Genomic DNA, 26,345 nt, shown 5'->3' with positions numbered 1-26,345 from the left:
TCCACCTGTGGCGTTGGGAGTTAGACTAAACTATATTAGTAAAAAAGAGGCTGAAGGCCGAAGCCCCCAGCCTCTGAAACAGCGCTCCTGTTTTGTTCACACGCCAAATTAGATCTCAAGGTAAGAATCTGCGTAAAGTGTGTTACCCTTGAATACGTCACAGGATTTGATTGTCTCCATAAGACGAAGGTCGTTAGGGTTAACGATTGCAGATGTAAGACCATTCATCATAGCCATAGCTACAAGAGCAGAGTCCATGATCGGACGGATATGTTTTGGCATACCGTTACTGTTGTTGGAAAGACCGCCAGTGGAGTTCAGACCCATCTCGGAGAACATCTTGATTGCCTCAAGAACTTCCATCTGTTTGTCCTGCATTCCTTTTACAACAAGGAAAAGCGGATCAAACCAGAGATCCTCTGCTTCCATACCAAGGCCAAGACCTCTCTCAAGCATGTTCTGGCAGTGCATCATACGCTCGTCATTGTCTGATGCAACCATACCGGAAGAGCAAAGTGCGATACAGATCGCATCGTTAGCTGCTGCAAGGTCGATATTGGAAATTCTGTCTCCAGCATCTGCAGAGTTTACGATCGGTTTACCTTTGCTTCTGTTGTATACGGAAATACCAGCCTCAATAGCTTTCTGGTTTGTAGTATCCAGAGCAAGCGGAACATTGTCAAACTCAGACTGAAGGAGCTGTACTGCCCATTTCATAAGGTCCTCGCCATCGTTCTCAGCAGGTCCGATATTTACGTCAAGATATGTAGCGCCTGCATCAAGCTGCTGTTTTGCTCTTTTGATGATCGGCTCAGGATCTCTCTCAGTAAATGCTTTATTTACTGCCGGTGCTGTTGTTGAAAGTCTCTCCCCAATTGTTACAAATTTTGCCATACTCGTGTTCTCCTTTACATATTAGTAGGATATGGCTGTGTAGCAAACCTGCACAGCCGTTTATAACTGCCGGCGATATTGCCGGACAGCTGATTTCTTAAACCTTAAGTTTATGCATCAAGGTCTTTTAAGAATTTCACAAGCTGTACTGCTTCTCTTGGTCCTACGATGATCTCCCATCCAGGAAGCTTAGCCTCAAGATCGCCCTTAAGAACTGCTACTTTACCAGGAATAACCAGTCTTCTGCATTTAACCTTCGGCTCAACATTCTCTTTGATATACTCGGAGATGCTGTTTCCGGAGAATTTACCTGCTGCCCAGGATGTAAGTACGGAAAGTCCGCCTGCATCATTGATCACCAGGTTAAGCGGAACACCGGAACGCTCCAGCTCGCCAGATACTACGAAATATGTAAGAGCAAAGTCTACTGTTGTTACAACGAGAGAATTCTCGTCTGCTCCGTTCAGAGGATAAATGCCCGGTTCTACCTTCATTGGCTTCTGCGGGTCTGTAAATACGTTCTGACGAAGACCGAACAGCGGAAGTGCCTCTGCATATGTCATCTGCTCCATAACGATGATAGAACCATATTTCATAGTAAACATGGAAGCAAGTGCTGCCTGTAAATGTTTGTCACCCTTCGCAAGTTTAACAAGGTTAACGATAGAAGGATAACCAAATGTTCTGTCCTGATTCTTAAGAGCTGCACGACGAACCTGTACAGTATTTGCAAAGGTCTCTTTGATGTCAGCTCCTGTTGTATCAAGTACGAGATTCTTGTTGCCAAGTTTCTCAATAGCTGCTGTAGTATCATATAACTCATTGATGTCCTTACCGGATACACCGAGAACTACGCCTGCATCTGTAGCAACCTTGCTCATTGCCTCGTAGTTGGAAGCGTTTGCTCCGTTAAGAACCGGTTTGCCGTCCTTACATACTTCAAGGGCAGCTTTTGCGATCTCAGGATCTGTACAGCCAAGGATCAGTGTTCTTCCAAGACCTTTAGCCTTCTCTACAAGTGCTGTAAATTTTGCAGCATCTGCATTCTCATCGCAGTTTACATAAACAAGCTCTACATGCATTCTCTCACCGATACGATCATAGTCAACGTGTGGGATCTCTGCAAGTTTTGCTTCTACTTCTTCATCACTCATGCATGTGCAAAGTGATACGGCATATCTTGTTTTGCTTACAAATGTCTTCTCATGTCTGAAAAGAACAGTCTCTCCACCAAGTGTAAACTCTCCATCGCCTGTTCCGATCTTGATAGTTTTCATTGGCGGTGCAGTTGCCTCAGAAAGAGATGCTAATGCATCCTCGGACATATGAGGACACTGCTCAATTTTCATAGCGCCCTGTGCAACTTTCATAGAGAAAGCCATACATGTAGGGCATCCACATTCCTTACAGTTTTTCTTTGGTGTTAATTTAAAGATCTGAATACCATTCAGTGCCATAGCTCTTTATCCTCCTATTTATTACGCAAGTGCTTTGATCAGCTTGGAAATTGTCTTAACAGATTCCGGATGTCTTAAGATAACTGCATCAGAACCAGCTGCAAGATCAGCTGCTGCTGTCTCAACTTCCATGTCGATTCCACGCTCGTCCTGTGGTCCCCATGCCGGCATGTCTGCTTCAGAAGCCATTGCCTCTTTAACATTCCATGTCTCAGCGGATACAGGTGTAATAATAGGCATCTGCAGCATGTTATCATTCTGGCCTAAAGCGGCACCTTTGATACGGTCCATAGTAGATACTACGTACTCATATCCATAACCAACTGCTGCACTACCGATATTCATAACGATCTTCTTAGCATCTACACCAAGCTGTGTAGTAACAACGTTAAGCTGTTTAGCAAGGTTGATATCAACGGCAGACTCAGCGCCTACGATCTGATTGTAAGCAAGACCTGCTGCTGCACCGATCGCTTTGTAGTTCTCCTCTTTCTCGGAAAGGATCAGTGCATTTCTGCCCTGAAGAGCCTCTGCAACCTTCGGAAGGAGCTCTGCATCCTTCTCAACATTCTTGCAGCCCTCTACAACCAGTGGACAGTCAACTGCATCTGCAACTTCTTTAACAACTGCGATCAGCTCATCGATAGATTTGTTAACACCGTTCGGGTCGCCGCCCTCAAGAATAAGTGCAACAAAGTCAGCACCCTCCATAGCTGCAGCTTTCTTAGCAATGTCAGCCATTGTAGTAGCGCCTTCATAGTAAGCTTTGATACCTTCAGATACGCCCTCAAGACCCATATCAGAGATCTCTACACCGATCTTCGGGCAGTTCTCTGACTCTGCGTCAAAGGAATAAAATGGGAATGTACAATCCCCACCAATTGTCACAGTCTTATCTCCGCTTCCGATTGTGACAGCATTAATCTTTGCATTGAACTTTTGTGGTTTCTGATTAAACGGCATTTTTCGTTAGCCTCCTTAAAAATAATAATTAAAAAACTACAGAGCTTCTTATATTATACTACATAGCACCAGTTATTGGCAAGATGCAGCACTATATTTCTGTTAAAAAATCAACAAACTTTTTAACAGTTTGCAGGAGAAAGGATGTCCGCACATCCTTTCTCCCTGATAAATTACATCATCGGATCAAGTCCGAGAGCCGGATGTCCTTTTTCTGTAAGGAATGCAACCAGTGTCTCCGGATCTTCTGCGATCGTCTCATCACCGATCATGTCTGTAAAGTTATCGATTCCGTAAAGCTCTTTTGCAGTCTTATTAAGTCTGTCAGCTACGAATTCTTTCAGTTCTTTCGGCATCCATACGATACGCTCGATACCGCCCTCAGCCTTCATGAACTTCTTGGAGGAAATGAAATGTTTACCATGTCCCATGAATCCAGGTGTCTGAACTCCACCACCTGTCATGGATGCCATCTCAGGGAATGTCATTCCAAGTGGTGTCATGCCTGCATACTCACGGTTAGCAATAACAACACCGTTGGAGAATGGCTCGATACCACAGATACACTCGAAGCATCCGCAGGAAGTCATCGGATCCTGCATGATGGAGTACAGTGTAACGTGCTCCAGAGCACCCTGGGAGAATTTCTGAACTGCCTCATCAACGTCCTCATAAGAACCAAGATTCTCATCGATCGGACGCTCTTTTGTGATGATCTGGCAAGGACCAGCTGGGTCAAGCTGATGTGTAGCTTTTGCATCCAGCCATGAAACCGCACCGCAAAGACCAAGTCTCTCAGGTGTTACTACACATACGTGGCTTGGTGCGAATGCCTGGCAAAGGATACAGCTGTAATATACGTCAACAGACTCATCTGTCAGAGTATCAAGACGCTCATCACGTTTGTCAAAGATCGGAATTGCAACCTCATGACGGATTCTTGTACATTCAGCAGGATCTGTATAGATAACAACCTCACATTTATCAACAACTGCATCGAACTCATTCTTAACAGATGCATAAAGAACTTCACCGATATGTTTGATTCTGAATCCTGCATTAAATGCGTCAATGCTGATACGGATACGCTGCATATCACGCTGTCCTGTATGGTATACACCCTCGATACAGTTGATGTAGTTGTGGAATTTACGCTCGATAACCGGCTCAAAGTCAGACTGCATATTCTTACCTGCAACTTTAACAACATATGCAATGCTGTTCTTGCTGCCGAATTCCATCTCATCTACTTCAGGTCCGATTACTGTGATCTTGTGATCCTCGATCTCAGAAGCATCGCAGGTCTGTACAAGCTCTGCACAGTCTACACGGGAGCCATCGAACTCAACCTGCATATCTTTACGACGGATGATCTCACCCTCGAATGCAGATGCAAAAGCAACCGGAATATCGATATTTGTGATCTTGATCTTAATATCACGCGCCTCAAGAGAAGTAGCGTTAAATTTGCTTACGTCCTCCTGAACGATAAGGCTCTTCGGTACACGGAAGATATTCTCTGTCTCATTTGTAACAACCGGGAATCCAAGTGCGATAGCGCCTGCACCGCATGCTACGATCACATCATCCAGAGGTTTGAATGCGTTAACAAATGCCGGTACACGATCCATTGTGTATTTCATAAGTGTTCCTGCATCTCCAGGTGTTACGTTACCGAAGATCAGCGCTGCACGGATTGCAACGGAAACTACATGAACAACAGATGTAACATCTTTTCCAAGAGGAATAACACGAACGTTGGCACCTGTCTTCATTCCGGCTTCTGCAACCTGATCAATGATTCCGCCAACAAGTGTTACCAGGATACCCTGTGCCTGATAGCTCTTTACAAGAGCAACACCCTCTTCTGTAGTAGGAGCCGCACCAAGGATAACAGCAACGCCTGGGATATCGCCTGTTACAAGCGGTACACCGAGCTCACGGATAACAGCATCACCAAGATGTCCATAGCATGGCTCTTCGTAAGGAGTTGCTCCGTCGATATATTTCAGAACCTCGATGAACTCTGCGCAGAGTGCTGTAGCAACACCGGACATGAATGCATCGTTCAGTCTTTTCTCTCTTGTCATAAGTGTTTTTACAACGCCAAGAGCTTCTTTTAATTCTTTTAATGTTGTAACTTTTGTTCCTGTTACAGCATAGTAGCAAGGAAGGCTGTAAGCGGTATTCGGGAAGCTGACAGCTTTGTCTTCGCCATACTGAGCGATCGCGCCGTCAATAGCACCCTCTGTTAAACCATATACAGCATCGTTTCCGCCGAATACTCTATCAAATAAAGTCACTGTAATACCTCCTATTTTTACAGAATTGAATTCTGATCAATTTTGTCTTTGATTTTTCTGATTTCAGCTGTTACAGTTTCACTGAAATCGTAGGGAGATTTTCCCTGACGATCAGCATCTATAACTTCTGTATTGTAGTGGATCATTCCAAGCAGATCTTCTGCCGGGATCTTACTCCGGATAAATTCCTCATCCTCCGGATTTCTTACCTTATTGGCCACGACCTTAACCTGAGAAACTCCCAGATCCTTTGCAAGACGTTTAACATTCTTATATGTCTGTACACTTCTTGCCCCTGGTTCGATCACTACAATAAATTCATCCATGCTCTCCGTGGTGCCCCGGCCCAGATGTTCCAGGCCGGCCTCCATATCCATGATCACCACATCATCTCTGTGGATCACAAGGTTATTGATCACTCTTTTAAGCATCACATGTTCAGGACAGACGCATCCGCCTCCACCTGTTTCCACAGTTCCAAGGACAAGCAGCTTTACGCCATTACAGGTTTTTCCATAAGTATCCGGAATATCGTCTACCTTTGGGTTCAGTTTATAAAACTGATTCTGGCTGTTGGCTCCGGTGCGTTCTTCTATGAGCTTACGCATTTTTGAGATCGGAACAATAGAATCCAAGGTTTCCTCGTCAAATCCAAGGGCAAGACCCAGGTTCGCATCCGGATCCACATCCGCCGCAAGGACTTTTTTTCCCTCATCTGCGTATAGTCTTGCAAGTGTTGCTGCGAAAGTTGTCTTTCCTACTCCGCCTTTACCGGTTACTGCTATTTTCATTTTACGTCTTCCACCTTTTATAACATTTTAAAGATCGCAACGGATTAGATTCCTAATGCTGTTCTCTTCTCTTCAATTCTCTCGATCATAAGATCAACTAATTTCTCGATGTCTGTCTCTACTGTGTAAGCAGCACCTGTCCATTTTCTTGTTCCCTCTGTAAGAAGTTCGCACATTTCTGAAGAACCGGAAACATATGGATCAACGCCAAGGAATGTATCAATACCAGTACCAACTACGTAGTTACCGATGGATACAGCTTTTTCAGACATCCACTCAGGAGCACATCCTACTACAGGAAGCTGATTGATCTGAAGTCCTGCATCTTTTGCAAGTTCAGCAGCCAGGATCATCATACGGGAGATATCTACGCAGGATCCCATATGAAGTACTGCTGGGATATCAGCCAGCTCACAGACACGTTTCAGACCTGCACCGCAGAGATCTCTTGCGGATTTGTCCATCAGACCAGCTTTAGCAGCTGCCTGTGCGGAACATCCGGAAGCGATGATAATGATATCATTTGCGATACACTTCTTCATCAGTTCGATATGTGCATAGTCAGGACGGATCTTAGGATTGTTACATCCAACCATAGCAACAGCACCACGGATAACACCGGAAGTGATGCACTCAAGTAATGGTTTGGTTGTTCCTGTTACGTCAACCTGAGAGTTTGTAACACCATCAAGAACTTTGACGATCGCTTCTACTGAGTAACCAACAGTAGCTTTCTGTTTCAGCTGCGGGATATGTACAAGCTCAGGTTTTCTGTTCTTGAAGTTATCGATAGCCATCTTAACGATTGCTTTTGCATTTTCTCCTGCTGTCTCAGCGTTGAATCTGATAAATTCAGAATCCGGCATCTGAGCGATCGGAGAAGTTGTAACAAATTTAGTATGGAAACATTTGCTCAGAGGTCCTAATGCAGGGAAGATACACTGAACATCAACTACGATCGCCTCGCAGGCACCTGTCAGTACTACGTTCTCCTGCTGCAGGAAGTTACCAGCCATCGGAACACCACGACGCATAGCTACCTCGTTAGAAGTACAGCACACACCGGAAACGGTGATTCCTTTTGCTCCTACAGATTTTGCATAATCGATCATTTCTTTGCTGTCTGCATACTCACAGATCATCTCAGAAAGACTCGGATCATGTCCGTGTACAACAATGTTTACGTTCTCTTCAACCATTACTCCAAGGTTAGCCTCTGTATCAAGTGGCTTCGGAGTTCCGAATAATACATCAGAGAACTCTGTTCCCATCATGGAACCGCCCCATCCATCAGCCATACCGCAGCGAATAGACTGTTTTACAAGTGCTTCCGGAAGAGATGAACATCCCATATGAGACATATGCAGGGAGCTTGCAACCTCACGGTCGATAGCACGTGGTGCGATTTCGTTCTCGATCAGTTTTTCTTTCTGTCCTGCAGGCATTCTGTCAAGGAATCTCTGATATCCGAACGGTTTACCATATTCCATAAGACCGATCTCAGCCATCTCATGAGCCAGATCATAGATATCCTTGCCTTCTGTTTCCACGCCCCACTCTTTAGCGATGCGAAGCAGTTTCTCAGGATCTTTTACCTGATAATTTCCGCCCTCTTTTGCACAGTACAGTGTATGGCAGATCTCACGACCATGATCGGAGTGAGTAGCTGCACCACCGGCTGTAAATTTAAGGAAGTTTCTTCCTACGATACCATGAGCATCACATCCGCAGATTCCTCTTGGAGCCTTCGGTGTAATACGACACGGTCCCATTGCACAGATACGGCAGCAGATACCCTGCTCACCGAATTTACAGTGCGGAGTCTGGTTCTTTGCACGGATCTGCCATGCATCTGCTCCTACCTTTGCACCTGTCTCGAGAAGACGGGCTGTAGCGGCTTCAAATTCCTCCACTGTAGTTAATTTGAATTCACTCATTATAGACCTCCTTTAATAGCACATCTATTTTTATTTTTCTTTTTATAATAAGCCCAGGGCAGGAACCCATCCCCACCCATGGGTTATTTTCTTTTTTAAAAAAAGGTTTATATTTCGTTATAAACCTAATTTATCAAAAATTTCAAAAGCTGCTTTTCTCATCGGATTATCCTCAGGAAGAGTAACGGTTGGTTTACCATCGCAGTCATATTCATAAACTGCCTCATCCTGTGGTACCACACCGATCAGATCGAGTCCCTGATTCCGGATTTCCTCAAGGATTCCTGAATTCAGTTCTGCTTTTGGCGCGCGATTGATAATAAGCCCTACTCTGGAAGGCTTCATATCGCATTCCTTAATAAGTTCTGCGATCCTGCCAACTGCCTGAACGCCTCTTCTGGAGCAGTCACTTACAAGAATTGCTGTCTCCATGCTCGGAAGGATTCCTCTGCTGATATGTTCCATTCCAGCTTCGTTATCCACAACAATATACGGATAATTTTTCTGGTATTTGGCAAGCTGTGCCTGAAGCAGACCATTTACAAAGCAATAGCAGCCTTTTCCCTGGGTTCTTCCCATTACAAGAAGATCATAATCATCTTCCTCTGCAAGAGCATCCTCAAAACGTACCTCCGCATAATCTGCCTTGGACATTCCTTTGGGGATCGGGCTTTTCTCTGTCATCTCAGCATGTGCGATCTCCTCGCGGACATCGCCAAGAGTCGTATCTACTTCTACGCCAAGAACCTCATTCAGATTTGAATTGGCATCTGCATCTACAGCCAGTACAGGTCCTTTTTTCTTTTCGCAGAGATACTGGATCAGCATTCCGCATAATGTAGTTTTTCCAACGCCGCCTTTTCCGGCGACTGCAATAACATGTGCCATAAAACGGGCACCTCCTGATTTTATATCTGTTATGCCGGCGCATAAGGGAGGTGCCTGATACTGTTCTGGCACCTCCGCATCGTGCCGGAATTCTTATTTATTTCGTTGATGATTAGATAAGTGTACGAAGTCCGGATCTGTCAATGATCTCGGATACATCTTTCCATTTGTTTAATGCATAAAGATGGATACCGTCAACACCAAGAGCGCGATACTCATCGATCTGTCTGATGGTGTATTCGATTCCTTCTTCTTTGAATCGTTTAACCTTGTCCTCATAGAACATGTCAAATGGTTTACCATCAGCATCTTTAGCGTTAAACGGATTCGGGAACAGCCAGTTTCTGGAGATCAGCCTGCAAAGCTCACTGTCCATTACACAGCCATTACGTGAAAGAGCCATATTAATGGTAGCTGCCTGATCCAGGATTGGCATTACACCAACATCTACAGGCATTGTCACTCCAGCCTCGCGGATAGCGTCCAACCAGTATTTAAACTGTTCCATATCCCAGCAGAGCTGGGTCATGATATAATCAGCACCATTGTCCTGTTTCTGTCTCAAAACAGCAATATCAGCATCCAAGCTTCTGCATGCGATATGGCCTTCCGGTGAACCGGCTACTGCGATCTCGAACTTATCGCCAAATTCATCACGGACAAATTTAACAAGGTCTGTCGCATAATTGAAGTCTCCACAGGTTGTTGTCTCACCAAGTGGAATATCTCCGCGAAGTGCCAGCATATGGTCAACGCCATCTGCCAGATACTGTTCCAACTGCTGTCTAATTCCTTCTTTTGTGTTCTTGATCACTGTGAAGTGTGTTACAGGAACAGTTCCTGCATTCCTGATCATCTGGCATACTTCCCTGTTGGCACCGACATTTCCGCCGCCGGCACCGTATGTACAGGAAATATACTCCGGTCTATACTTCATGAGATGTTCAATGGTTCCCGGCAGGTTTGCCATACCTTTTTCTGTCTTTGGCGGAAAAAGTTCAAAGGAAAGCAACATTTTTTCTCTCATTGCTTCAGATAATTTCATTGATCGTCCTCCACGTATTTGTATCAGTTGCACTGCAGTTTCACGATGCTGTTTGCAAGATCCACCATAAGGATACTGCCTTCTACCACGCGCTCATCTCCCATGATATCTCGAAGGATCAATTTATTTCCGTCCACATCGATCCGGCTTACATTCTTAAAGATCACAGAATTATCTTCTTCCTTATATACTGTTGCAAGACACATAATCATTCCTCCAAATAAGTGGCATCATTTAACCACTATGCTGTCAAAACTATTCTGTCGGTTTTTATTTCAACTCTTCCTTAACAAGTGTAAGAGCAAGTCCAAGTCTCATATTGCCTTTCTGAAAATCTGCAACTGCCTCTTTGATCGTCTTCGCAGCTGCATCCATGTTAAGCTTCTTAAGATTGTCAGCCATCTGATCAAGTTCTGCGGCATGATGCTCGTTATGCTGCAGCATGTAGGTAAGAAGTGCTACAGTCTCATTCTTGCAGTCACCGCTCTCGCAGGAACCGCAGTGTCCATCACCGTGTGTATGACAATGGTTATCTCCTTCCGCATGGCTGTGTGTATGGCTGTGAGTCACACCGTCCTCATGGGTGTGCTCATGTGTATGTTCATGGCTGTCTGCATGTCCATGCTGAACAAGATTGCCATTCTCATCTTTGATTAAATGCATAAATACCCCTTTCCTGTATCCGCCGGGCGGACACTCTCATGACAAGAATTTATCAATTAAATTTATTATACATCTTTTCACTGTTATTATCAAGAAAATAATTATAAAATATAGCCAAAATTATATGCTGTTTTTCCTATTTTTCCAAAAACTTTGACAGTAAATTAACTCGATTGTTTCATTTTTAACGAAGTTAGTCTCTTCAAACCACAACTTATTACCCAGTCTGCTCGTCTGTCCAACTCTAAGCTTTATCACTTTTGTAATATAATTGATGTGATTCTTTCATATTTTTGTGCTATAATAGCAAAAGCATGGAAAGCAGAACATACAAGGAGGAATTATTTTGAAAGAAACTGTTTTTCTGAACAACGACAGAGAAATGCCTCTTCTGGGGCTTGGCGTATACAAGTTGCCCGATGACGTACAGGCCGAAGCAGCAGTCACTTCTGCTATTTCCGCCGGCTACCGCATGATCGATACCGCTTCTGTTTATAAAAATGAAGAAAGCGTTGGCCGTGCCATTGCCAAATGCGGAGTTCCCAGAAAGGATCTTTTCATCACCAGCAAGATCTGGAACAATGCGCAGCGTCTCGGCGATGTCCAGGGAGCTTTTTCCCGTAGTCTCGACCGTCTGAAAGTCAGTTATGTAGATCTCTATCTGATACACTGGCCGGTTCCCGGCTGCTATTTGAGCACCTGGAAAGAGCTGGAATCCATTCTGGAATCTGGACGTGCTTTAAGTATCGGCGTCAGTAATTTTGATATCCGGCATCTGGAAGAGCTTCGTAAGATATCCGGGGTTATTCCTGCTGTAAACCAGATCGAGTGCCATCCTTTGTGTTACCCTGCTGAACTGATTGAATACTGCAAGGCTTTCGGTATTCAGGTACAGGCTTATGCTCCTCTGGCAAGAGGTGCATATTTTGATAATGATGTAATGTGTGTTCTGGGGACCAAATATGCCAGGACTCCTGCACAGATCGGGCTTCGCTGGGCAATACAGAAGGGAATTTCTGTCATTCCGAAATCCATCAACCCGGAACGAATCCGCAGCAATGGAAACATCTTTGACTTCAATATCGAGGATGAAGATATGGCGATCATCGATACACTGAACGAAGATCTGCATACTTCTCATGTTCCAGAAGATCTCCGTGATATTCAATTTTAATTTCCATAATAATGCAAAAAAGATATCTGTCAGATCATAAGTAATCTTCTGGCAGATATCTTTTTATTTTTTCTTTTCAGTTGATACGGCGATCCTGTTATTCCCAGCTTAGCATTTCACATATCGGAAACCCGGAAATATTTAACTGATCCGCTCACACATTTTCCCACGGGAGCATGGGCGTTTCCACTTTTTTATCACGCAGCATCAGGTCCATTACTGCTTCCGCTGCTGATTTTCCTTCAAACAGTACGCGGTTCACTTCCGTTATGATAGGCATCTCCACCTCATATTTCTCCGCAAGCTCTCTTGCAGCTCTTGCAGAATAAACACCTTCCACAACCATCTGCACTTCTTTCATAGCTTCTTCCATCGTATATCCCTGGCCGATCAGATATCCGGCCTTTCGATTACGGCTATGCTTACTTGCACAAGTCACGATCAGGTCGCCGATCCCGGACAGGCCGTAAAAGGTTTCCATCTGCGCCCCCATTTTTTTACCAAGTCTTCCTATTTCCGTGATTCCCCTGGTGATCAGTGCCGCCTTGGTATTATCTCCATATCCAAGGCCGTCGGCAGTACCTGCTGCCAGTGCGATTACATTTTTCAGTGCTCCGCCAAGTTCCACCCCAAGGATATCCGGTGTTGTATACACGCGGAACACAGGGCTCATAAAAATGCTCTGAAGGTATTCCGCAGTTTCCTGTGTATGTGCGCTGATCACACAGGTTGTAGGAAGTCCGCGTCCTACTTCTTCCGCATGGCTTGGACCGGAAAGTACAGCTACATTACCCTGCGGGATTTCTTCTTCAATCACCTCGCTGAGTGTTTTCAGTGTCTTTTCCTCAATACCTTTTGCAACATTGACGATCTTCTGGTCCCTGCACACAAACGATGCCATCTTGTGTGCAGTACTCCGGATATACGGGGAAGCTACTGCCAGAACTGTTACATCCACATCCTTAAGCGCACGCTCCAGATCTGTCAGGACATCGATTTCATCCGGAAGCCGTACCCCCGGAAGCCTGTCAGGATTTTCTCTTTTTTCCCGGAGTTTTCGGGCATTCTCCGGTCTTGCTGACCAAAGAAGGACTTCATGGCCATTATTATGCAACAGGAGTGCCAGGGCTAATCCCCAGCTCCCCGAACCCAGTACGCTGATTTTTGCCATAAATCTTACCTCTTATTTTTTATTCTTACTGCTTAAAAACACCTTATTCTCTGTTCCATGAAACAGTCTTACAATGTTTGCCCTGTGTCTGTAGAACGCCATTGCTGTAAGAACTGCCATCACGATATAAAGCTCAACAGTATGCGCCTGATCCATCCCATATTTTCCCATATGTCCAAAAACCAGGACCAGGATAAAAGCCACCGCATATGCACTGAGAGAGCAAAGCGATACATAATGAGTTGTAAAGAACAGTGCAAAAAAGACAACTGCACATACAATAAATATCCGCCAGTCAAAAGCAATGATCATGCCTACAGAAGCAGCAATTCCCTTTCCACCGCGAAATTCCATAGAAATCGGAAAATTGTGGCCGAGGATACATCCCAATGCTGCATAAAGGGTAAGAAGCGGAAGGATACCATTCATGGAATTTCCATAAACCATTCTCACGATCACAATAGCCAGTACACACTTCAGGCAGTCTCCCAGCAGGGTGATCGCTCCCGCTTTCTTTCCAAAGGTCCGGAAGGCATTCGTAGTACCCGCATTCCCGCTGCCATGATCTCTGATATCTGTCTTGTGGACTTTTCCAATAATATAGCCTGTCTGAAAAAGCCCGCATACATAACCGATAACAAGACAAATAATACGTTCCATACTTTTATTCCTTTTCCCCGCGCTCGCGGATGATAAATTTCAGGGAAGTTCCGGAAAATCCAAATGCATCCCTGATCTTGTTCTCCAGATATCTTACATAGGAAAAATGCATCAGTTCCTTGTCATTGACAAAGATAACAAATGTCGGCGGTTTTACCGCAACCTGTGTCATATAGAAGATCTTCAGTCTTCTTCCTCTGTCAGACGGCGGCTGCTGAAGAGCGACTGCCTCAGAAAGGATCTCATTAAGAACACCTGTCTGGATACGAAGTGTCTGATTTTCGATAACTGTATCGATATTTTCGAAAAGCTTTGGAAGTCTCTGACCTGTTTTTGCAGAGATAAAGATGATCTGTGCATATGGCATAAAGGAAAGGATCTGACGGATCTTTTCCGTATGCTTGTAGATGGTCTTGTCATTTTTCTCAATGGCATCCCATTTATTTACCGCTACGATGATACCCTTTCCTCTGTCATGAGCGATTCCCGCGATCTTAGCATCCTGCTCGGTAACGCCCTCGGAGGCATCGATCACAACTACAACCACATCTGCACGCTCTACAGCTGTCACAGTACGGATAACACTATAGCGCTCGATCTCTTCTTTTACCTTACCCTTGCGTCGAAGTCCTGCAGTATCGATAAAAATATAATCTTTTTTGTTCCAGGTAACCTTTGTGTCTATAGCATCACGTGTGGTTCCTGCAATATTGGATACGATCACACGCTCCTCTCCAAGAAGCTTGTTGATCAGAGAAGATTTTCCCACGTTCGGCTTTCCTACAATGGCGATCTTCGGAATATCATCCTGATCTTCCTCTTCACTCTTATCCGGGAACTCTTTGATCACCTCATCCAGCATATCTCCAAGGCCTTGTCTGTTAGCTGCGGAAATCGGAATCGGTTCTCCGATTCCAAGATTGTAAAACTCATATACGTCCATCATATATTTCTGGTGGCTGTCTACCTTGTTAACTACAAGACGTACCGGCTTGCCGCTGCGGCGGAGCATATCTGCCACCTTGGCATCGGAATCCACAAGACCCTGGCGAACATCTGTGATAAAAATGATCACGTCTGCCGTATCAATGGCGATCTGTGCCTGCTCTCTCATTCTGGAGAGAATGATATCGCTGCTGTCCGGCTCGATTCCGCCTGTATCGATCAGAGTAAATGTCCTGTCAAGCCATGTGACATCTGCATAAATCCTGTCACGGGTTACTCCTGGTGTATCCTTTACTATGGAAATATTGTCACCTGCCAGAGCGTTAAACAGAGTGGATTTGCCTACATTAGGCCTTCCCACTATCGCTACTACTGGTTTGCTCATAAATCTGTCTCCTTCTTGTTTGTTTATGTTCCGGAGGGTAGATCACGGCTTCCACCAGATCACGTCCTCCTGTGTCTACGATTACAATTTCTGTGTTCAGCGCTTCCGAAAGCTCTTCCAGTGTCATGTCATCCAGAAAAATCTCCTCATCACCTTTCAGCATGCTGCACGGGATCAGAATCTTCTCTCCAAGGTCAAGACCGGAAAGCTGCTCTTTCAGATCCTGCCCGGTGATCAGGCCGGACACTGTGATCTTTTCACCGAAAAAACGATTCTCGATGGTTGTGACCGGAATCTGCACATTGGGATATTTCTTCTGGATCTCTTTTATATAGCGTGCGATAAAAGGCGCTGCCAGTTTTCCTGTGGCGATCCTGCCTGTCACCTTACGGTCGTCACCGGAAAGCCCCTCCAGCGTTTCTTTTACTTCCGTTTCCAGAAGTCTGAGCATTCCCACGCCATTCTCAAGCTGCAGATATCCATCATATTCATCCTCACAGGGAAGCTCCCTGTCTGCCAGAATATACCATTCGTCTGAAGCATGGATAAAATGGATCCCATATTTCTCCATCATGATCTTCTGCCAGCGTTCGATCTGCCCCAGGACTTTTTCAGCATCTTCCTTATTAAAAGGTTCCAGAGGATAGAGACCTTCTCTGTATTTGGTAAGTCCTACCGGTACAACAGAAACGCTCTGAAGGACCGGCGCATAAGCGGAAAGCTTTTCGAGGCTGTATTCCAGCTCGTCTCCGTCATTGACACCCTTACACAGTACAATCTGTCCATTCATGGTGATTCCTGCATTGTACAGCATATCCACCTTATCCAGAGCCTTTCCTGCAAAACGGTTATGCAGCATTTTACACCGGAGTTCCGGATTCATTGCCTGGAACGAAATGTTGATCGGTTCCAGATGATAGCGGATCACACGCTCAATATCCTTCTCACTCATATTGGTAAGTGTAACATAATTTCCCTGAAGAAAGGAAAGCCTGGAATCATCATCCTTAAAATACAGCGTCTCACGCATACCCGGCGGCATCTGGTCAATAAAACAGAACATACACTTATTTGAACAGGAGCGATAGTCATCCATCAGTCCTCCGTTCTCAAATTCTATTCCAAGGTCTTCCTCATATTCCTTCTCTACCTCCAGTTCCCACTCTTCGCCATCAGGCTTCTCTATCAGAAGCACCACGAGCTCTTCATTCATGAGATACCGGTAATCGAAGACATCTTCCACAGGCTGTCCGTTTACAGACACAAGTCTGTCTCCCGGCTCCAGCCCCAGCTCCTCGGCAATACTGTCGGGCAGCACCCTGGAAATCATATGCTTTCTTAATTTCATCATTATCTCCCTTTTCTATCCCGTATATAATAACAACTTTGCTCTTAAAAATCAACACTTTGAGAAAACACCTTGACTGACACGTGGGTCTGATGTTATAAATAGACTGAGAATTTTTAATGACATACACTTAGGAGGAATATTATGCCAAACATAGAATTGCTGGAAAAGTCTATGCCTGTTGCCCCGATCCGAATCGCCGCACTTGCCGGATGCCGCGAACTGGCCGAGGAGGTTGACAAAAAGCTGGTTAAATTCCGTAAAGAACTTGTAGCCGCAAAAAAATCCACCATCATCCCACAGGGATATGCAGAAAAATCTTTCCTTGTAGATTGCGAATGCCCACGTTTCGGAACCGGTGAGGGTAAGGGTTACATCAAGGAATCTGTCCGCGGAACAGACCTTTATATCATGGTAGATGTGACCAATTACAGCCTTACTTACAGCGTATGCGGTCATGAGAACCACATGTCTCCGGATGACCATTACCAGGATCTGAAGAGAATCATCTCCGCAGCCACCGGTAAAGCACACCGTATCAACGTTATCATGCCATTCCTTTACGAGGGACGTCAGCACAGACGCACCAAGAGAGAATCTCTTGACTGTGCACTTGCACTTCGCGAGTTAAGTGCCATGGGTGTTTCCAACATCATTACTTTTGATGCTCATGACCCACGTGTACAGAACTCTATTCCGCTGAAGGGCTTTGATAACTTTTTCCCCACATACCAGTTCCTGAAAGCACTGGTCAAAAATGTCCCTGATTTCAAGCTTGACAATGATCATCTCATGATCATCAGCCCGGATGAAGGTGCCATGTCCCGTGCTGTATACTTCTCCAATATCCTTGGAGTCGATATGGGTATGTTCTACAAACGCCGTGATTACTCCACCGTTGTCAACGGAAAGAACCCGATCGTTGCTCACGAATTCCTCGGAGATTCCGTAGAGGGCAAAGATGTTGTCATCATCGACGATATGATCTCTTCCGGAGAAAGCATGCTGGATGTTGCCCGTCAGCTCAAAGAGCGTAAAGCCGGACGTGTATTCGTCTGCACAACCTACGGTCTGTTTACAGATGGCGTAGCCAAATTTGATGAATATTACGAAAAAGGCTGGCTGGACAGAGTCATCACAACCAACCTTAACTATCGTATTCCTGAGCTTCTTGACCGTCCATACTATATCGAAGCAAACATGAGCAAATATCTTGCAAGTATCATCGATATCATCAATCATGATGTATCTGTCGAGAAGGTTCGTTCCAGCAACGAAAAGATCATGGATCTCATGAAAAAAGTCAACGAACAGTAATAAATGCTCCCAGGTTTCCACGTTTCCCGTGAGAAGCCCTGTGTGAGTAAAGAAAGAGCGGATTACAGCAGGTGCAGATGCCCGGCATTGAGATCCGCTCTTCTTTTATGCCTGCATCCAGAAAGATCCTTCGGTTCGCCTCCCACAGATTCAGCTGGTATTTCCCATCTGGTTTTCTGTAAAAAAGCACATCCCAGTATTTTTCTTCAAACGCCTCTCTAAACTGATCGATCACATCTTCACTGACTTCATAGCAATCCTGACAGATAGAAGGACCAATGGCTGCATAAAGCTCTGAAGGATCTGTCTGAAATTCCTCAGTCATCTTCTCCACCGTCACTTTTCCGATCTTTCCTACAGTACCTCTCCAGCCGGAATGAGATAATCCCACAGCTCTATGTACCGGATCTATAAAGAAAAGTGGTACACAGTCCGCATAAAACGTTGCCAGCACCAGTCCCGGCACATTGGTGATCATTCCATCCACATCTGTATAAGGTCTTGGTTTTGTGATCCCATTTCCTCTGTCTTCTTCCGTGACCACACGTACATTGGTGGTGTGTGTCTGATCAGAGGTTACGATATCTTCCATGGAAAATCCCATAGCAGCAGAAAGTCTGCGGTAATTTTCCCGCACCGCAGACTCTTCATCCCCTCTTGTGAAGCTTAAGTTCATAGATTCATAAATCCCCTGGCTTACTCCTCCCAGGCGGGTACTGAAGCCATGTACGATCCCGGGAAATTTCTCAAAAGCAGGATATGTAAGCCAGGTAACCTTGTTCTTCTGATTTACATTCATTAGCTGTTTATCTTTATACCATTTTATTTTCATCTTATGTGACCAGTCCTTTCAACTGCAAAAATCAAAAGCATTTTTTATCCAGTGGATGTTCTCTCCATCAATTCCTACTACGTCAAAACGGCAGGGAGGCAGCTCCCGGTATCCATGTGCAATCAGATAAAACATTGCCACTTTGCTAATGATCCTCTGTTTTTCTCTCCCTACCGCTGAAAAAGGACTTCCACTCTTTCCGTTCTTTCTGTATTTCACTTCAATAAACACCAGATATCTTCCATCCTGCGCAACAAGATCGATCTCACCACTTCGGCAGCGAAAATTTCTTTCCTTGATCTGCAGCCCCTTTTCTTGCAGGAACGCTGCAGCAATTCCTTCATAATAGCTGCCCTTCTGTCTTCTATTTTCCTTCAGATAAACAAAACCTTTCTGTTTTTGATGTCGGTATCTTAAGTATTTTTATACAAAATGTGTGATAAACGTTTTTCTATGTATCGGACTTGGTCCATATTTCTTCAGTGCTTCAATATGCGCTGCAGAACCATATCCTTTATTGGAGGCAAATCCGTATTCCGGAAGAACCTTATCATATTCTTCCATCATCCGGTCTCTGGTCACTTTGGCAACAATACTTGCTGCCGCAATGGATACACTTTTTGCATCACCTTTGATGATGGGTACCTGCGGAATCTGGATTTCCGGTATGGTAACCGCATCGTTCAAAAGCAGCTGCGGCTGTACAGAAAGCCTGCTCACTGCCTGACGCATTGCCTCATAGGTTGCCTGCAGGATATTGATCTCATCAATCCTCTCCGGACTTGCCATTCCAATTCCAACAGAAACTGCTCCCTCCAGGATCACATCGTACAATTCTTCTCTCTTCTTAGCTGTAAGCTTTTTAGAATCATTCAGCCATAAAATATCGCAGTCTTTCGGAAGGATCACCGCACAGGCGACTACCGGTCCGGCAAGAGGGCCTCTTCCCACCTCATCGATCCCGCAAAGATATCCAAGATGCTCATATTCATGTTCATATTTCTTCATGCTCTCTGTACGTACACGCTCATCCTCCAGAGCCTGAAGCTTTTTGTGATACTGCTGGATCAGTTTCTGTACACCGCTTCTCTCATCATTTTCATAATGACGAAAAAGGGCGTTATATTCGCCCTCCTTCGCTGACGCAAAACGCGCCTTGATATCTTTCATTGTTTCCATTACGCTTCCTCCGGTCCTTTTGGAAACTCCAGAGTCACTTTTCCCAGTTTTCCGGAACGAAATTCTTCCAGCAAAAGGCGGGATGCTTTCTCATAACCAAGCTCTTCGCCCTTTTTCAGACATCCTCTTGCTTTCGCAACTGCAGTAAGGATATCCAGCGATTTCAGCTCTTCTTCTACATTGTATCTCTCTCTGATCGCTGCCGGATAAAACTCCTGCAGATATCCGATCAGACCCAGGGCAAGTTCTTCGATGTTCAGAATATCGTCCTTGATCGAACCGATATAGGCAAGACGCATTCCAACTTCCTGATCTTCAAATTTCGGCCAGAGAATTCCAGGGGTATCCAGAAGCTCCACACTTTTATTCAGACGTATCCACTGTTTTCCTTTTGTAACTCCTGGTTTATTACCGGTCTTGGCACAGGCTTTTCCTGCAAAGGTATTGATAAATGTTGATTTTCCAACATTAGGGATTCCTGCAACCATCGCACGTACCGGACGGTTTTTGATTCCTCGTCTCCGGTCTCTCTCTGTCTTTTCCTTACATGCCTCTGTGATTGCCGCAGAAACGGCCTTCATAGATCCCTTATTGCGGGAATCAATACTTACCGCATAGATTCCTTTTTCTTTGAAATATTCCATCCAGGCACGGTTCTGTCTCTCATCGGCAAGATCTGCTTTGTTGAGAAGGATCATACGCGCCTTGTTTTTTCCCAGCTCATCAATATCCGGATTTCGGCTGGAAAGAGGAACTCTTGCATCTACAAGCTCAATGATCAGATCGATCAGCTTGATATCTTCCTGCATCTGACGCTTCGCCTTCGTCATATGGCCTGGATACCACTGTACGTTCATAATTCACCTCATTTATCTATACTTTAATCTGTTTACTTTGATCTATTTTATAAAACCTATTTTATTTTTCGGAGAAACTGTAAACCAAACTTTCCCGACAATGTACTTCTTACTGATATTTCCGATATCGCTGAAGCGGCTGTCCTCACTGTTATTGCGATTATCACCAAGGACAAAATATTCCCCGCTTTCCAGAGTTATAGCACTATTTGCAAGTCCTCCATCTGTCATATCCTGATAAGCTCCGTTTTCTTCATAAACCTTGCCGTTGATATAGATCTTCCCGTCTTTAACCTGAACAGTCTCCCCGGGAAGGCCGATCACACGTCGGATATGCAGGGCTGCCGAGTCACTGGCGCTTGTTTTAAAAACGATCACATCTCCACGTTTTGGTGAACTGACCTTATATAAAGCCCTGTTTACAAAAAATTTTTCACTTACAGAATACGTGGGTTCCATGGCACTTTCCTGCAATGTCACAGTCTGAAATGCAGAGATTGCAACCAGCACAGCAAAAACCAGGGTCACAATAATTTCAAACACCCATTTCACGATTCCTCTTGTCCTGTCATCACGAAGCTTCTCCCTTGCTTCGGAAACAGCTCTGTTTTCCTTCAGATTTTCGATATTAATCTTCTTATTTAATCCCATATTCTATCCCCTGTATGTGTCTTTACACGCATACGCACTGATGTAAAAAGAGGGACAATAGCAAATGTTATTGTCCCTGCCTCTTTACTTATGAAATTATTTTACAAGCTCTTTAACCTTAGCTGCTTTACCTACACGATCTCTCAGGTAGTTCAGTTTCGCACGGCGTACTTTACCATGACGGATAACCTCAACCTTAACTACATGTGGGGAATGAAGCGGCCATGTTTTCTCAACACCAACACCGTTGGAGCTCTTTCTTACTGTGAAAGTCTCTCTTGTGCTTCCACCCTGTCTCTTAAGTACTGTACCCTCGAAGATCTGAACACGCTCACGTGTTCCCTCTTTGATCAGTGCGTGTACTCTTACTGTGTCTCCTACGCGGAACTGCGGTACTTCGGCTTTCAGCTGAGCGGACTCAATGTTCTTAATAATTTCGTTCATTTCTTTCTCTCCTTAATTATACTGGATGTTCTTAATACACATATGGTAACAGAGGACCATCTTTTTTCACAACATATGTGATTATACACTAGATAACTTCTCATTGCAAGGACTTTTTTTCCGGATTTTCGATGGCTTTTACCAGCAAAGGACCTCATGTCCTGTTTCTGTAACAAGGACCATGATCTCCCACTGTGCCGATGGCAGACCATCCTCTGTCCTCACTGTCCAGTCATCGATCTCATCTGTATAGATTTCATCAGATCCCATATTGACCATTGGTTCAATAGTAAAGATCATTCCGGGTACCATGAGTACACCTGTATCTTCCTTAGATGTGTAGCTTACCCATGGATCTTCATGAAACTCAAGACCTACACCATGTCCGCCAATTTCTCTCACAACTGTATAGCCGTTTTCCACTGCATGTTTGTGTACAGCACTTCCCATATTTCCGATCGGTGTCCATGGTTTTACCTGTTCAAGGCCAAGCTCTATGCATTCTTTTGTCACACGGACAAGCTTCTCCTTCTCCGGACTTACCTGTCCAATACAGAACATACGAGAGGAATCAGAAAAATATCCCTGATAAATGGTGGATACATCTACATTGACAATATCACCTTCTTTTAAGACAATTTCTTCATCCGGGATTCCGTGGCATACTACCTCGTTGATAGATGTACATACGCTTTTTGGAAAACCTTCATAATTAAGTGGTGCCGGAATTCCGCCATGACGTACTGTTTCTTCATGTACCCAGTCATCAATCTGCTGTGTCGTCACGCCTGGTCCGATATGCTCTGCAACATAATCAAGAACTGCAACATTGATCTTGCAGCTCTCTTTGATCTTCTCGATCTGTGCAGGTGTCTTGATCAGATCATGGTCAAGAACTGCATACCCCTTCTTTTTCATGAGTTCCATTTTTTCATCAAATGCTTCATGACATTTTTTATATTTTTTTCCGCTTCCACACCAGCAGGGATCATTTCGTTCGATTTTTTTAGCCATCTTTTTCTTCTGCCACTCAAAATATGTGTAAATATACTCACATCGAGATAACGTAGACTCTCACGAGTTCTACTTACTGCTTCACCGTGTATGTTTTTGATTGACCGAAATCATATCTACTCACAAGTTCTTGTACACTCCGCAGTCGTAAATTCCCGAAAATAGCCTTCGGTACATACTTACGTTTGCGTTTTAGTTATGCAACTTCGTAAGTTATTGCATCTCTCAAATTAAGTGCAGCATTGAGATCTCTGTCTTCGACATAACCGCAACTGCATTTGAATATTCTATCTGAAAGCTTTAAATCTTTTTTGATAGCGCCACAGCAGTGACAGGTTTTAGATGATGGATACCATCTATCTACTATTCGAAGTTCGATCCCATTTTCATTGCATTTGATTTGCAGCTTTGTTCTAAATTCATAAAACTTTTGTGATGCAACTGCTTTTGAAAGATGTCGATTCTTCATCATACCATTTACATTTAAGTCCTCGATCGTTATATAAGATGGCTTGGTTTTCACTATCTCAGCGATTGTCTTGTTAATGTAATCAGTACGGATATTATCTATCTTATGATGAAGTTTCTGTACCTTGAGTTTTTGTTTTTGTATATTCGCCCTTTGAGTGACTTCTCCTTTCTTTAGATTTTCATACTTACGGGAGAGACATCTCTGTTCCCGAATAAGTTGTTTCTCAAGCTTTTTCAGTCTTGCTGACTTGTTGATGTTCTTATAAGTCTTACCATTAGAAACAATGGCAAAATCCTTTAATCCCAAGTCTATGCCAATTCCTGCATTGGAATTATCAGCAATCTTGTTATCAGAAATTTCTACAAGAACTGAAACATAGTATCTGTCAGCTTTCATTGAGACCGTGCCACTTTTAACCACATATCCGTCTTTAGTTGTTGGAATATATCCTTTTTCTTTGATACGGACCCAACCAAGTGACGGAATATTGATTCTATGCCTTTCGCAACGACAATCCTTTGGATTATTCTTTACAAAATACATCTTTACATCAGATCTGCCTTTCTTTTTGAACTTAGGAAAAGCACTCTCGTGATTGAAAAATCTTGTAAAAGCAGTTTGTCCATTATTTACTGACTGTGTTACTGCTTTTGAATAAGTTTCCTTAATCCACGAATACTCCGGATGCTCAGAAAGATATTCATTGTTAAGCCAGACTCTAAACCTGTTACTGCTCATAAACTTTTCACCGTTGTCGTAAAGTTCTTTATTATGGGCAAGATAGAAATTATAAATAAATCTACAAGTTCCTATCGTCTTATGAATCTTGACTTTCTGTTCCTCTGACGGATTTATTTCCGTCTTGAAGCTCTTTAGCAATTTCCACATCCCTTTCTATTTGTTTTTTATACTTACGAAGTCCGTACAACCTGCAAGAGAACACATGGAGTATTGAAACAATATCCTGCACGAGGTTTTGATTTTTTGTTCCATCACTTCATCTAATAATTCGTTCCACTTTTTACGATTGTAATTAAGGCCACTTCCATAATCTTCAATACACTGGTCTACAATAATACCTTTGGCATTACAAAACTGTCGTAAAAATGCAACCTGGTTTTGTAAATCATCTTTTTGATTTCTTGTAGATACCCTGGCATAAATAACTACCTGACGTTGGTCATCTTCAGTACTTATTCCTTTGAATTGCAGATATTGGTCATAAGTGTAATAACGTCTATCAGTTGGAGTTCGGTTTGCCTTTAGAGTTCCGTCTCTATCCCAACGCTGTAATGTTTTTACAGATACACCTAACAGTTCAGCAAAATCTTTTGGCTTGTAATTTGTGATATTTGATGTGTTCATAATAATTTACTCTTTTGAGTACTTTTAAACACATTTGATCACATTAGTCAACAAATTTGATTACTTAAGATATTCTCCTTTTCGCAACTGTATGGCTGCTTTTTCTTTTGTATTTTATATGTTCAGATATGTTATATCTGTCTGAAATATTTTAACCGAATCAAAGAAGTCTCCTATGTGGTTGCGAAAAGCAATAAACTGTAGGTGGGGACTTGCCTTCATCCGTTTGAATGGGAAATTATTCCGCCTGATTATCATAGCACAACTTTCTTTAGGTGAAAAGTATTCTTTGTGTTTTTGGTTTGTTTTATATAACTTTTTGCGATTTTTCAATAAAAAAAGATCGTAGTAGCTTGAACGATCTATTTTTATTTATGTGTCTGTATTAATTATTTTTCGGTGGCTGCAGATTGTCGGTTTCCACCAGTTGCCATTATTCGCATTCGCCCAAGTGCACGGGATACTGCCGGAATAGAAATTACTACGATCGTCAGTACACCTTCCAGAAGAATATAACTGTAATTGTAAATAATCGGATACAAAGCTGTCAGAGACTTCGGGAAATTATCCGGCATATAATCCATCCAATAAAGATATCCGCCAAGTGCATGGAATGCCCCTCTTGCCAGAATTGCTAGTATGTATGCTTTAAGAAGACCATGTTTTCTGGATTTTGTAAATAATCCGGAAAGCCCCATGGCTCCAAATGCCAGAATGTAATCACAGCATACCTGAAAAAATGAAAGGACATATGGCTCCTGGAGGAACTGAAAAATCCCATATACAAGACCGGTAAGAATTCCTACCTTAATGCCATACCAGTAACCGATCAGAACAATAAACAACATACTGAACAAGGTCACAGATCCGCCAAATGGCAGTTTAAATATCTTAATGTAGGAAGTTACATATGCAAGTGCCAATGCTACTGCACAGGTAACCAGCTGCTGTGTGGTAAATTTTAATGCAGATGTGTTTTTCTGAAGTAATACTGCTACCAGAATTATCAAAATCAGGACTGCAATAACAGATACGGCATATCCTGCCGTTGTGAGACCGCCTTCGGCAGTCACAAGAAAATTAAACATACTCTTTTCTTTCCTCCTTACGATTAAATTGCCCAAATCAAGTTCAAAGGTCAAAGCCTGCACCTCCTCACAGCCTGGTCAGGCTCCTTTGGTCTTACCTATTGTAGCATATGGAAAAAGAGATGTAAATGGTGGGAGATGTATGATTATATATAATAAAAACAGGAGAAAAATCCATGTACTGATTTTTCTCCTGCTTTCCTCTTTCCCTTTGTACCTTAAAAACTACATACATGCTTTGTTGATGGTTAATCAAACTTTTTGAATCAAATTTAACCTGCGTACCGATACTACAGCGGGTGGTATCCCCGCTTCCTCGGCTTGTTGGTCAAGCCCTCACCCGATTAGTAACAGTCAGCTCCATGTGTTACCACACTTCCACCTCTGCCCTATCTACCTCGTCGTCTTCAAGGGGGTTTACTTCATAAGAATGGGATATCTCATCTTGAGGGGGGCTTCACGCTTAGATGCCTTCAGCGTTTATCCCTTCCGGACTTGGCTA

General features: G+C 43.6%; 25 protein-coding genes, 1 rRNA gene and 1 pseudogene. 2 read left to right on the top strand and 25 right to left on the bottom strand.

Annotation, left to right across the window (positions count from 1 at the left end; translation table 11 throughout):
* Positions 1-108 precede the first annotated feature (108 nt).
* From acsE to AB5026_RS02755, 10 genes are all read right to left on the bottom strand, one after another.
* Positions 109-894 (bottom strand): carbon monoxide dehydrogenase/acetyl-CoA synthase methytransferase subunit, encoded by a 786-nt coding sequence (acsE, locus tag AB5026_RS02800; RefSeq protein ID WP_015525295.1) that lies wholly within the window; start codon positions 892-894, stop codon positions 109-111.
* 110 nt (positions 895-1,004) lie between these two features.
* Positions 1,005-2,351, bottom strand: a complete 1,347-nt coding sequence (gene acsC, locus AB5026_RS02795) for an acetyl-CoA decarbonylase/synthase complex subunit gamma (RefSeq protein WP_015525296.1) — start codon at positions 2,349-2,351, stop codon at positions 1,005-1,007.
* Positions 2,352-2,372: 21 nt separating this feature from the next.
* Positions 2,373-3,314 (bottom strand): acetyl-CoA decarbonylase/synthase complex subunit delta, encoded by a 942-nt coding sequence (gene acsD / locus AB5026_RS02790; protein ID WP_015525297.1) that lies wholly within the window; start codon positions 3,312-3,314, stop codon positions 2,373-2,375.
* Positions 3,315-3,487: 173 nt separating this feature from the next.
* The gene (acsB, locus tag AB5026_RS02785; protein WP_092072021.1) at positions 3,488-5,617 is read right to left on the bottom strand and encodes an acetyl-CoA decarbonylase/synthase complex subunit alpha/beta; all 2,130 of its coding nucleotides are present in this window, start codon (positions 5,615-5,617) and stop codon (positions 3,488-3,490) included.
* A gap of 17 nt (positions 5,618-5,634) precedes the next feature.
* Positions 5,635-6,408, bottom strand: coding sequence for an AAA family ATPase (locus AB5026_RS02780; RefSeq protein WP_015525298.1), 774 nt, complete (start codon positions 6,406-6,408; stop codon positions 5,635-5,637).
* 44 nt (positions 6,409-6,452) lie between these two features.
* Positions 6,453-8,345, bottom strand: a complete 1,893-nt coding sequence (gene cooS / locus AB5026_RS02775) for an anaerobic carbon-monoxide dehydrogenase catalytic subunit (RefSeq protein ID WP_368212714.1) — start codon at positions 8,343-8,345, stop codon at positions 6,453-6,455.
* Positions 8,346-8,462: 117 nt separating this feature from the next.
* Positions 8,463-9,233 carry an AAA family ATPase gene (locus AB5026_RS02770; protein WP_021975845.1) on the bottom strand — a complete coding sequence of 257 codons (771 nt, stop codon included), beginning with the start codon at positions 9,231-9,233 and terminating at the stop codon, positions 8,463-8,465.
* 112 nt (positions 9,234-9,345) lie between these two features.
* Positions 9,346-10,278, bottom strand: coding sequence for a methylenetetrahydrofolate reductase (locus tag AB5026_RS02765; protein ID WP_059085931.1), 933 nt, complete (start codon positions 10,276-10,278; stop codon positions 9,346-9,348).
* Between the two features lie 23 nt (positions 10,279-10,301).
* Complete coding sequence (locus AB5026_RS02760) at positions 10,302-10,484, bottom strand: CooT family nickel-binding protein (RefSeq protein ID WP_015525304.1); 183 nt, start codon at positions 10,482-10,484, stop codon at positions 10,302-10,304.
* A 64-nt stretch (positions 10,485-10,548) separates the two neighbouring features.
* Complete coding sequence (locus AB5026_RS02755) at positions 10,549-10,941, bottom strand: hypothetical protein (RefSeq protein ID WP_015525305.1); 393 nt, start codon at positions 10,939-10,941, stop codon at positions 10,549-10,551.
* Positions 10,942-11,287: 346 nt separating this feature from the next.
* Here AB5026_RS02755 and AB5026_RS02750 point away from each other — a divergent pair, with 346 nt between their 5' ends.
* Positions 11,288-12,115, top strand: coding sequence for an aldo/keto reductase (locus tag AB5026_RS02750; RefSeq protein ID WP_022426672.1), 828 nt, complete (start codon positions 11,288-11,290; stop codon positions 12,113-12,115).
* 154 nt (positions 12,116-12,269) lie between these two features.
* Here the strand turns inward: AB5026_RS02750 and AB5026_RS02745 are convergent, their stop codons facing one another.
* The 4 genes from AB5026_RS02745 to AB5026_RS02730 are packed head-to-tail and all read right to left on the bottom strand — an operon-like array spanning position 12,270 to position 16,624.
* Positions 12,270-13,286 (bottom strand): NAD(P)H-dependent glycerol-3-phosphate dehydrogenase, encoded by a 1,017-nt coding sequence (locus AB5026_RS02745; protein ID WP_022426671.1) that lies wholly within the window; start codon positions 13,284-13,286, stop codon positions 12,270-12,272.
* Between the two features lie 12 nt (positions 13,287-13,298).
* Positions 13,299-13,946 carry a glycerol-3-phosphate 1-O-acyltransferase PlsY gene (gene plsY, locus AB5026_RS02740; protein ID WP_015525308.1) on the bottom strand — a complete coding sequence of 216 codons (648 nt, stop codon included), beginning with the start codon at positions 13,944-13,946 and terminating at the stop codon, positions 13,299-13,301.
* A 4-nt stretch (positions 13,947-13,950) separates the two neighbouring features.
* Positions 13,951-15,276: a ribosome biogenesis GTPase Der gene (gene der, locus AB5026_RS02735; RefSeq protein WP_015525309.1), complete on the bottom strand. Its 1,326-nt coding sequence runs from the start codon at positions 15,274-15,276 to the stop codon at positions 13,951-13,953.
* Positions 15,239-16,624 (bottom strand): DUF512 domain-containing protein, encoded by a 1,386-nt coding sequence (locus tag AB5026_RS02730; protein ID WP_129975010.1) that lies wholly within the window; start codon positions 16,622-16,624, stop codon positions 15,239-15,241. Before AB5026_RS02730 ends, der begins: the two co-directional genes overlap by 38 nt.
* Before the next feature lie 144 nt (positions 16,625-16,768).
* On the opposite strand from AB5026_RS02730, the gene AB5026_RS02725 reads away from it, so the two are divergent.
* A complete protein-coding gene (locus AB5026_RS02725) occupies positions 16,769-17,941 on the top strand; it encodes a ribose-phosphate pyrophosphokinase (protein WP_015525311.1) in 1,173 nt (390 codons plus the stop codon).
* Here AB5026_RS02725 and pgeF read toward each other — a convergent pair.
* From pgeF to AB5026_RS02670, 11 genes and pseudogenes are all read right to left on the bottom strand, one after another.
* Positions 17,928-18,773 carry a peptidoglycan editing factor PgeF gene (gene pgeF / locus AB5026_RS02720; protein ID WP_022426627.1) on the bottom strand — a complete coding sequence of 282 codons (846 nt, stop codon included), beginning with the start codon at positions 18,771-18,773 and terminating at the stop codon, positions 17,928-17,930. The two genes, AB5026_RS02725 and pgeF, sit on opposite strands and share 14 nt — an antisense overlap.
* 18 nt (positions 18,774-18,791) lie before the next feature.
* Positions 18,792-19,151 carry a YraN family protein gene (locus AB5026_RS02715; RefSeq protein WP_044960433.1) on the bottom strand — a complete coding sequence of 120 codons (360 nt, stop codon included), beginning with the start codon at positions 19,149-19,151 and terminating at the stop codon, positions 18,792-18,794.
* A gap of 45 nt (positions 19,152-19,196) precedes the next feature.
* Positions 19,197-19,952: a ribonuclease HII gene (locus AB5026_RS02710; protein ID WP_015525313.1), complete on the bottom strand. Its 756-nt coding sequence runs from the start codon at positions 19,950-19,952 to the stop codon at positions 19,197-19,199.
* Complete coding sequence (ylqF, locus tag AB5026_RS02705) at positions 19,952-20,809, bottom strand: ribosome biogenesis GTPase YlqF (protein ID WP_368212710.1); 858 nt, start codon at positions 20,807-20,809, stop codon at positions 19,952-19,954. Before ylqF ends, AB5026_RS02710 begins: the two co-directional genes overlap by 1 nt.
* A 42-nt stretch (positions 20,810-20,851) precedes the next feature.
* On the bottom strand, positions 20,852-21,460 hold the full coding sequence (lepB, locus tag AB5026_RS02700; protein ID WP_015525315.1) for a signal peptidase I: 609 nt from the start codon (positions 21,458-21,460) through the stop codon (positions 20,852-20,854).
* Between the two features lie 96 nt (positions 21,461-21,556).
* Positions 21,557-21,904, bottom strand: a complete 348-nt coding sequence (gene rplS / locus AB5026_RS02695; protein ID WP_015525316.1) for a 50S ribosomal protein L19 — start codon at positions 21,902-21,904, stop codon at positions 21,557-21,559.
* 138 nt (positions 21,905-22,042) lie between these two features.
* On the bottom strand, positions 22,043-22,918 hold the full coding sequence (locus AB5026_RS02690) for a methionyl aminopeptidase (RefSeq protein ID WP_022426625.1): 876 nt from the start codon (positions 22,916-22,918) through the stop codon (positions 22,043-22,045).
* Positions 22,919-23,114: 196 nt separating this feature from the next.
* The gene (locus AB5026_RS02685; RefSeq protein WP_368212707.1) at positions 23,115-24,278 is read right to left on the bottom strand and encodes an RNA-guided endonuclease InsQ/TnpB family protein; all 1,164 of its coding nucleotides are present in this window, start codon (positions 24,276-24,278) and stop codon (positions 23,115-23,117) included.
* Positions 24,208-24,740, bottom strand: a pseudogene (locus AB5026_RS02680) (IS607 family transposase). Before AB5026_RS02680 ends, AB5026_RS02685 begins: the two are co-directional and overlap by 71 nt.
* 404 nt (positions 24,741-25,144) lie before the next feature.
* Complete coding sequence (locus AB5026_RS02675) at positions 25,145-25,843, bottom strand: energy-coupled thiamine transporter ThiT (protein ID WP_022427325.1); 699 nt, start codon at positions 25,841-25,843, stop codon at positions 25,145-25,147.
* Between the two features lie 324 nt (positions 25,844-26,167).
* Positions 26,168-26,345, bottom strand: a 23S ribosomal RNA gene (locus tag AB5026_RS02670); the annotation flags it as partial.

Source organism: Blautia sp. RTP21359st1_E11_RTP21359_211015 (assembly GCF_040910705.1).
Taxonomy (GTDB): domain Bacteria; phylum Bacillota; class Clostridia; order Lachnospirales; family Lachnospiraceae; genus Blautia_A; species Blautia_A fusiformis.
The sequence above is the reverse complement of the archived record's forward strand: the minus strand, read 5'-3'. Positions and strand labels throughout refer to the sequence as shown.

What these genes read in the sequence shown, in the direction of transcription:
- acsE (WP_015525295.1), bottom strand. Translation starts at nt 894, where the DNA reads ATGGCAAAATTTGTAACAATTGGGGAGAGACTTTCAACAACAGCACCG.
- acsC (WP_015525296.1), bottom strand. Translation starts at nt 2,351, where the DNA reads ATGGCACTGAATGGTATTCAGATCTTTAAATTAACACCAAAGAAAAAC.
- acsD (WP_015525297.1), bottom strand. Translation starts at nt 3,314, where the DNA reads ATGCCGTTTAATCAGAAACCACAAAAGTTCAATGCAAAGATTAATGCT.
- AB5026_RS02780 (WP_015525298.1), bottom strand. Translation starts at nt 6,408, where the DNA reads ATGAAAATAGCAGTAACCGGTAAAGGCGGAGTAGGAAAGACAACTTTC.
- cooS (WP_368212714.1), bottom strand. Translation starts at nt 8,345, where the DNA reads ATGAGTGAATTCAAATTAACTACAGTGGAGGAATTTGAAGCCGCTACA.
- AB5026_RS02770 (WP_021975845.1), bottom strand. Translation starts at nt 9,233, where the DNA reads ATGGCACATGTTATTGCAGTCGCCGGAAAAGGCGGCGTTGGAAAAACT.
- AB5026_RS02765 (WP_059085931.1), bottom strand. Translation starts at nt 10,278, where the DNA reads ATGAAATTATCTGAAGCAATGAGAGAAAAAATGTTGCTTTCCTTTGAA.
- AB5026_RS02760 (WP_015525304.1), bottom strand. Translation starts at nt 10,484, where the DNA reads ATGTGTCTTGCAACAGTATATAAGGAAGAAGATAATTCTGTGATCTTT.
- AB5026_RS02755 (WP_015525305.1), bottom strand. Translation starts at nt 10,941, where the DNA reads ATGCATTTAATCAAAGATGAGAATGGCAATCTTGTTCAGCATGGACAT.
- AB5026_RS02745 (WP_022426671.1), bottom strand. Translation starts at nt 13,286, where the DNA reads ATGGCAAAAATCAGCGTACTGGGTTCGGGGAGCTGGGGATTAGCCCTG.
- plsY (WP_015525308.1), bottom strand. Translation starts at nt 13,946, where the DNA reads ATGGAACGTATTATTTGTCTTGTTATCGGTTATGTATGCGGGCTTTTT.
- der (WP_015525309.1), bottom strand. Translation starts at nt 15,276, where the DNA reads ATGAGCAAACCAGTAGTAGCGATAGTGGGAAGGCCTAATGTAGGCAAA.
- AB5026_RS02730 (WP_129975010.1), bottom strand. Translation starts at nt 16,624, where the DNA reads ATGAAATTAAGAAAGCATATGATTTCCAGGGTGCTGCCCGACAGTATT.
- AB5026_RS02725 (WP_015525311.1), top strand. Translation starts at nt 16,769, where the DNA reads ATGCCAAACATAGAATTGCTGGAAAAGTCTATGCCTGTTGCCCCGATC.
- pgeF (WP_022426627.1), bottom strand. Translation starts at nt 18,773, where the DNA reads ATGAAAATAAAATGGTATAAAGATAAACAGCTAATGAATGTAAATCAG.
- AB5026_RS02710 (WP_015525313.1), bottom strand. Translation starts at nt 19,952, where the DNA reads ATGGAAACAATGAAAGATATCAAGGCGCGTTTTGCGTCAGCGAAGGAG.
- ylqF (WP_368212710.1), bottom strand. Translation starts at nt 20,809, where the DNA reads ATGAACGTACAGTGGTATCCAGGCCATATGACGAAGGCGAAGCGTCAG.
- lepB (WP_015525315.1), bottom strand. Translation starts at nt 21,460, where the DNA reads ATGGGATTAAATAAGAAGATTAATATCGAAAATCTGAAGGAAAACAGA.
- rplS (WP_015525316.1), bottom strand. Translation starts at nt 21,904, where the DNA reads ATGAACGAAATTATTAAGAACATTGAGTCCGCTCAGCTGAAAGCCGAA.
- AB5026_RS02690 (WP_022426625.1), bottom strand. Translation starts at nt 22,918, where the DNA reads ATGGCTAAAAAAATCGAACGAAATGATCCCTGCTGGTGTGGAAGCGGA.
- AB5026_RS02685 (WP_368212707.1), bottom strand. Translation starts at nt 24,278, where the DNA reads ATGTGGAAATTGCTAAAGAGCTTCAAGACGGAAATAAATCCGTCAGAG.
- AB5026_RS02675 (WP_022427325.1), bottom strand. Translation starts at nt 25,843, where the DNA reads ATGTTTAATTTTCTTGTGACTGCCGAAGGCGGTCTCACAACGGCAGGA.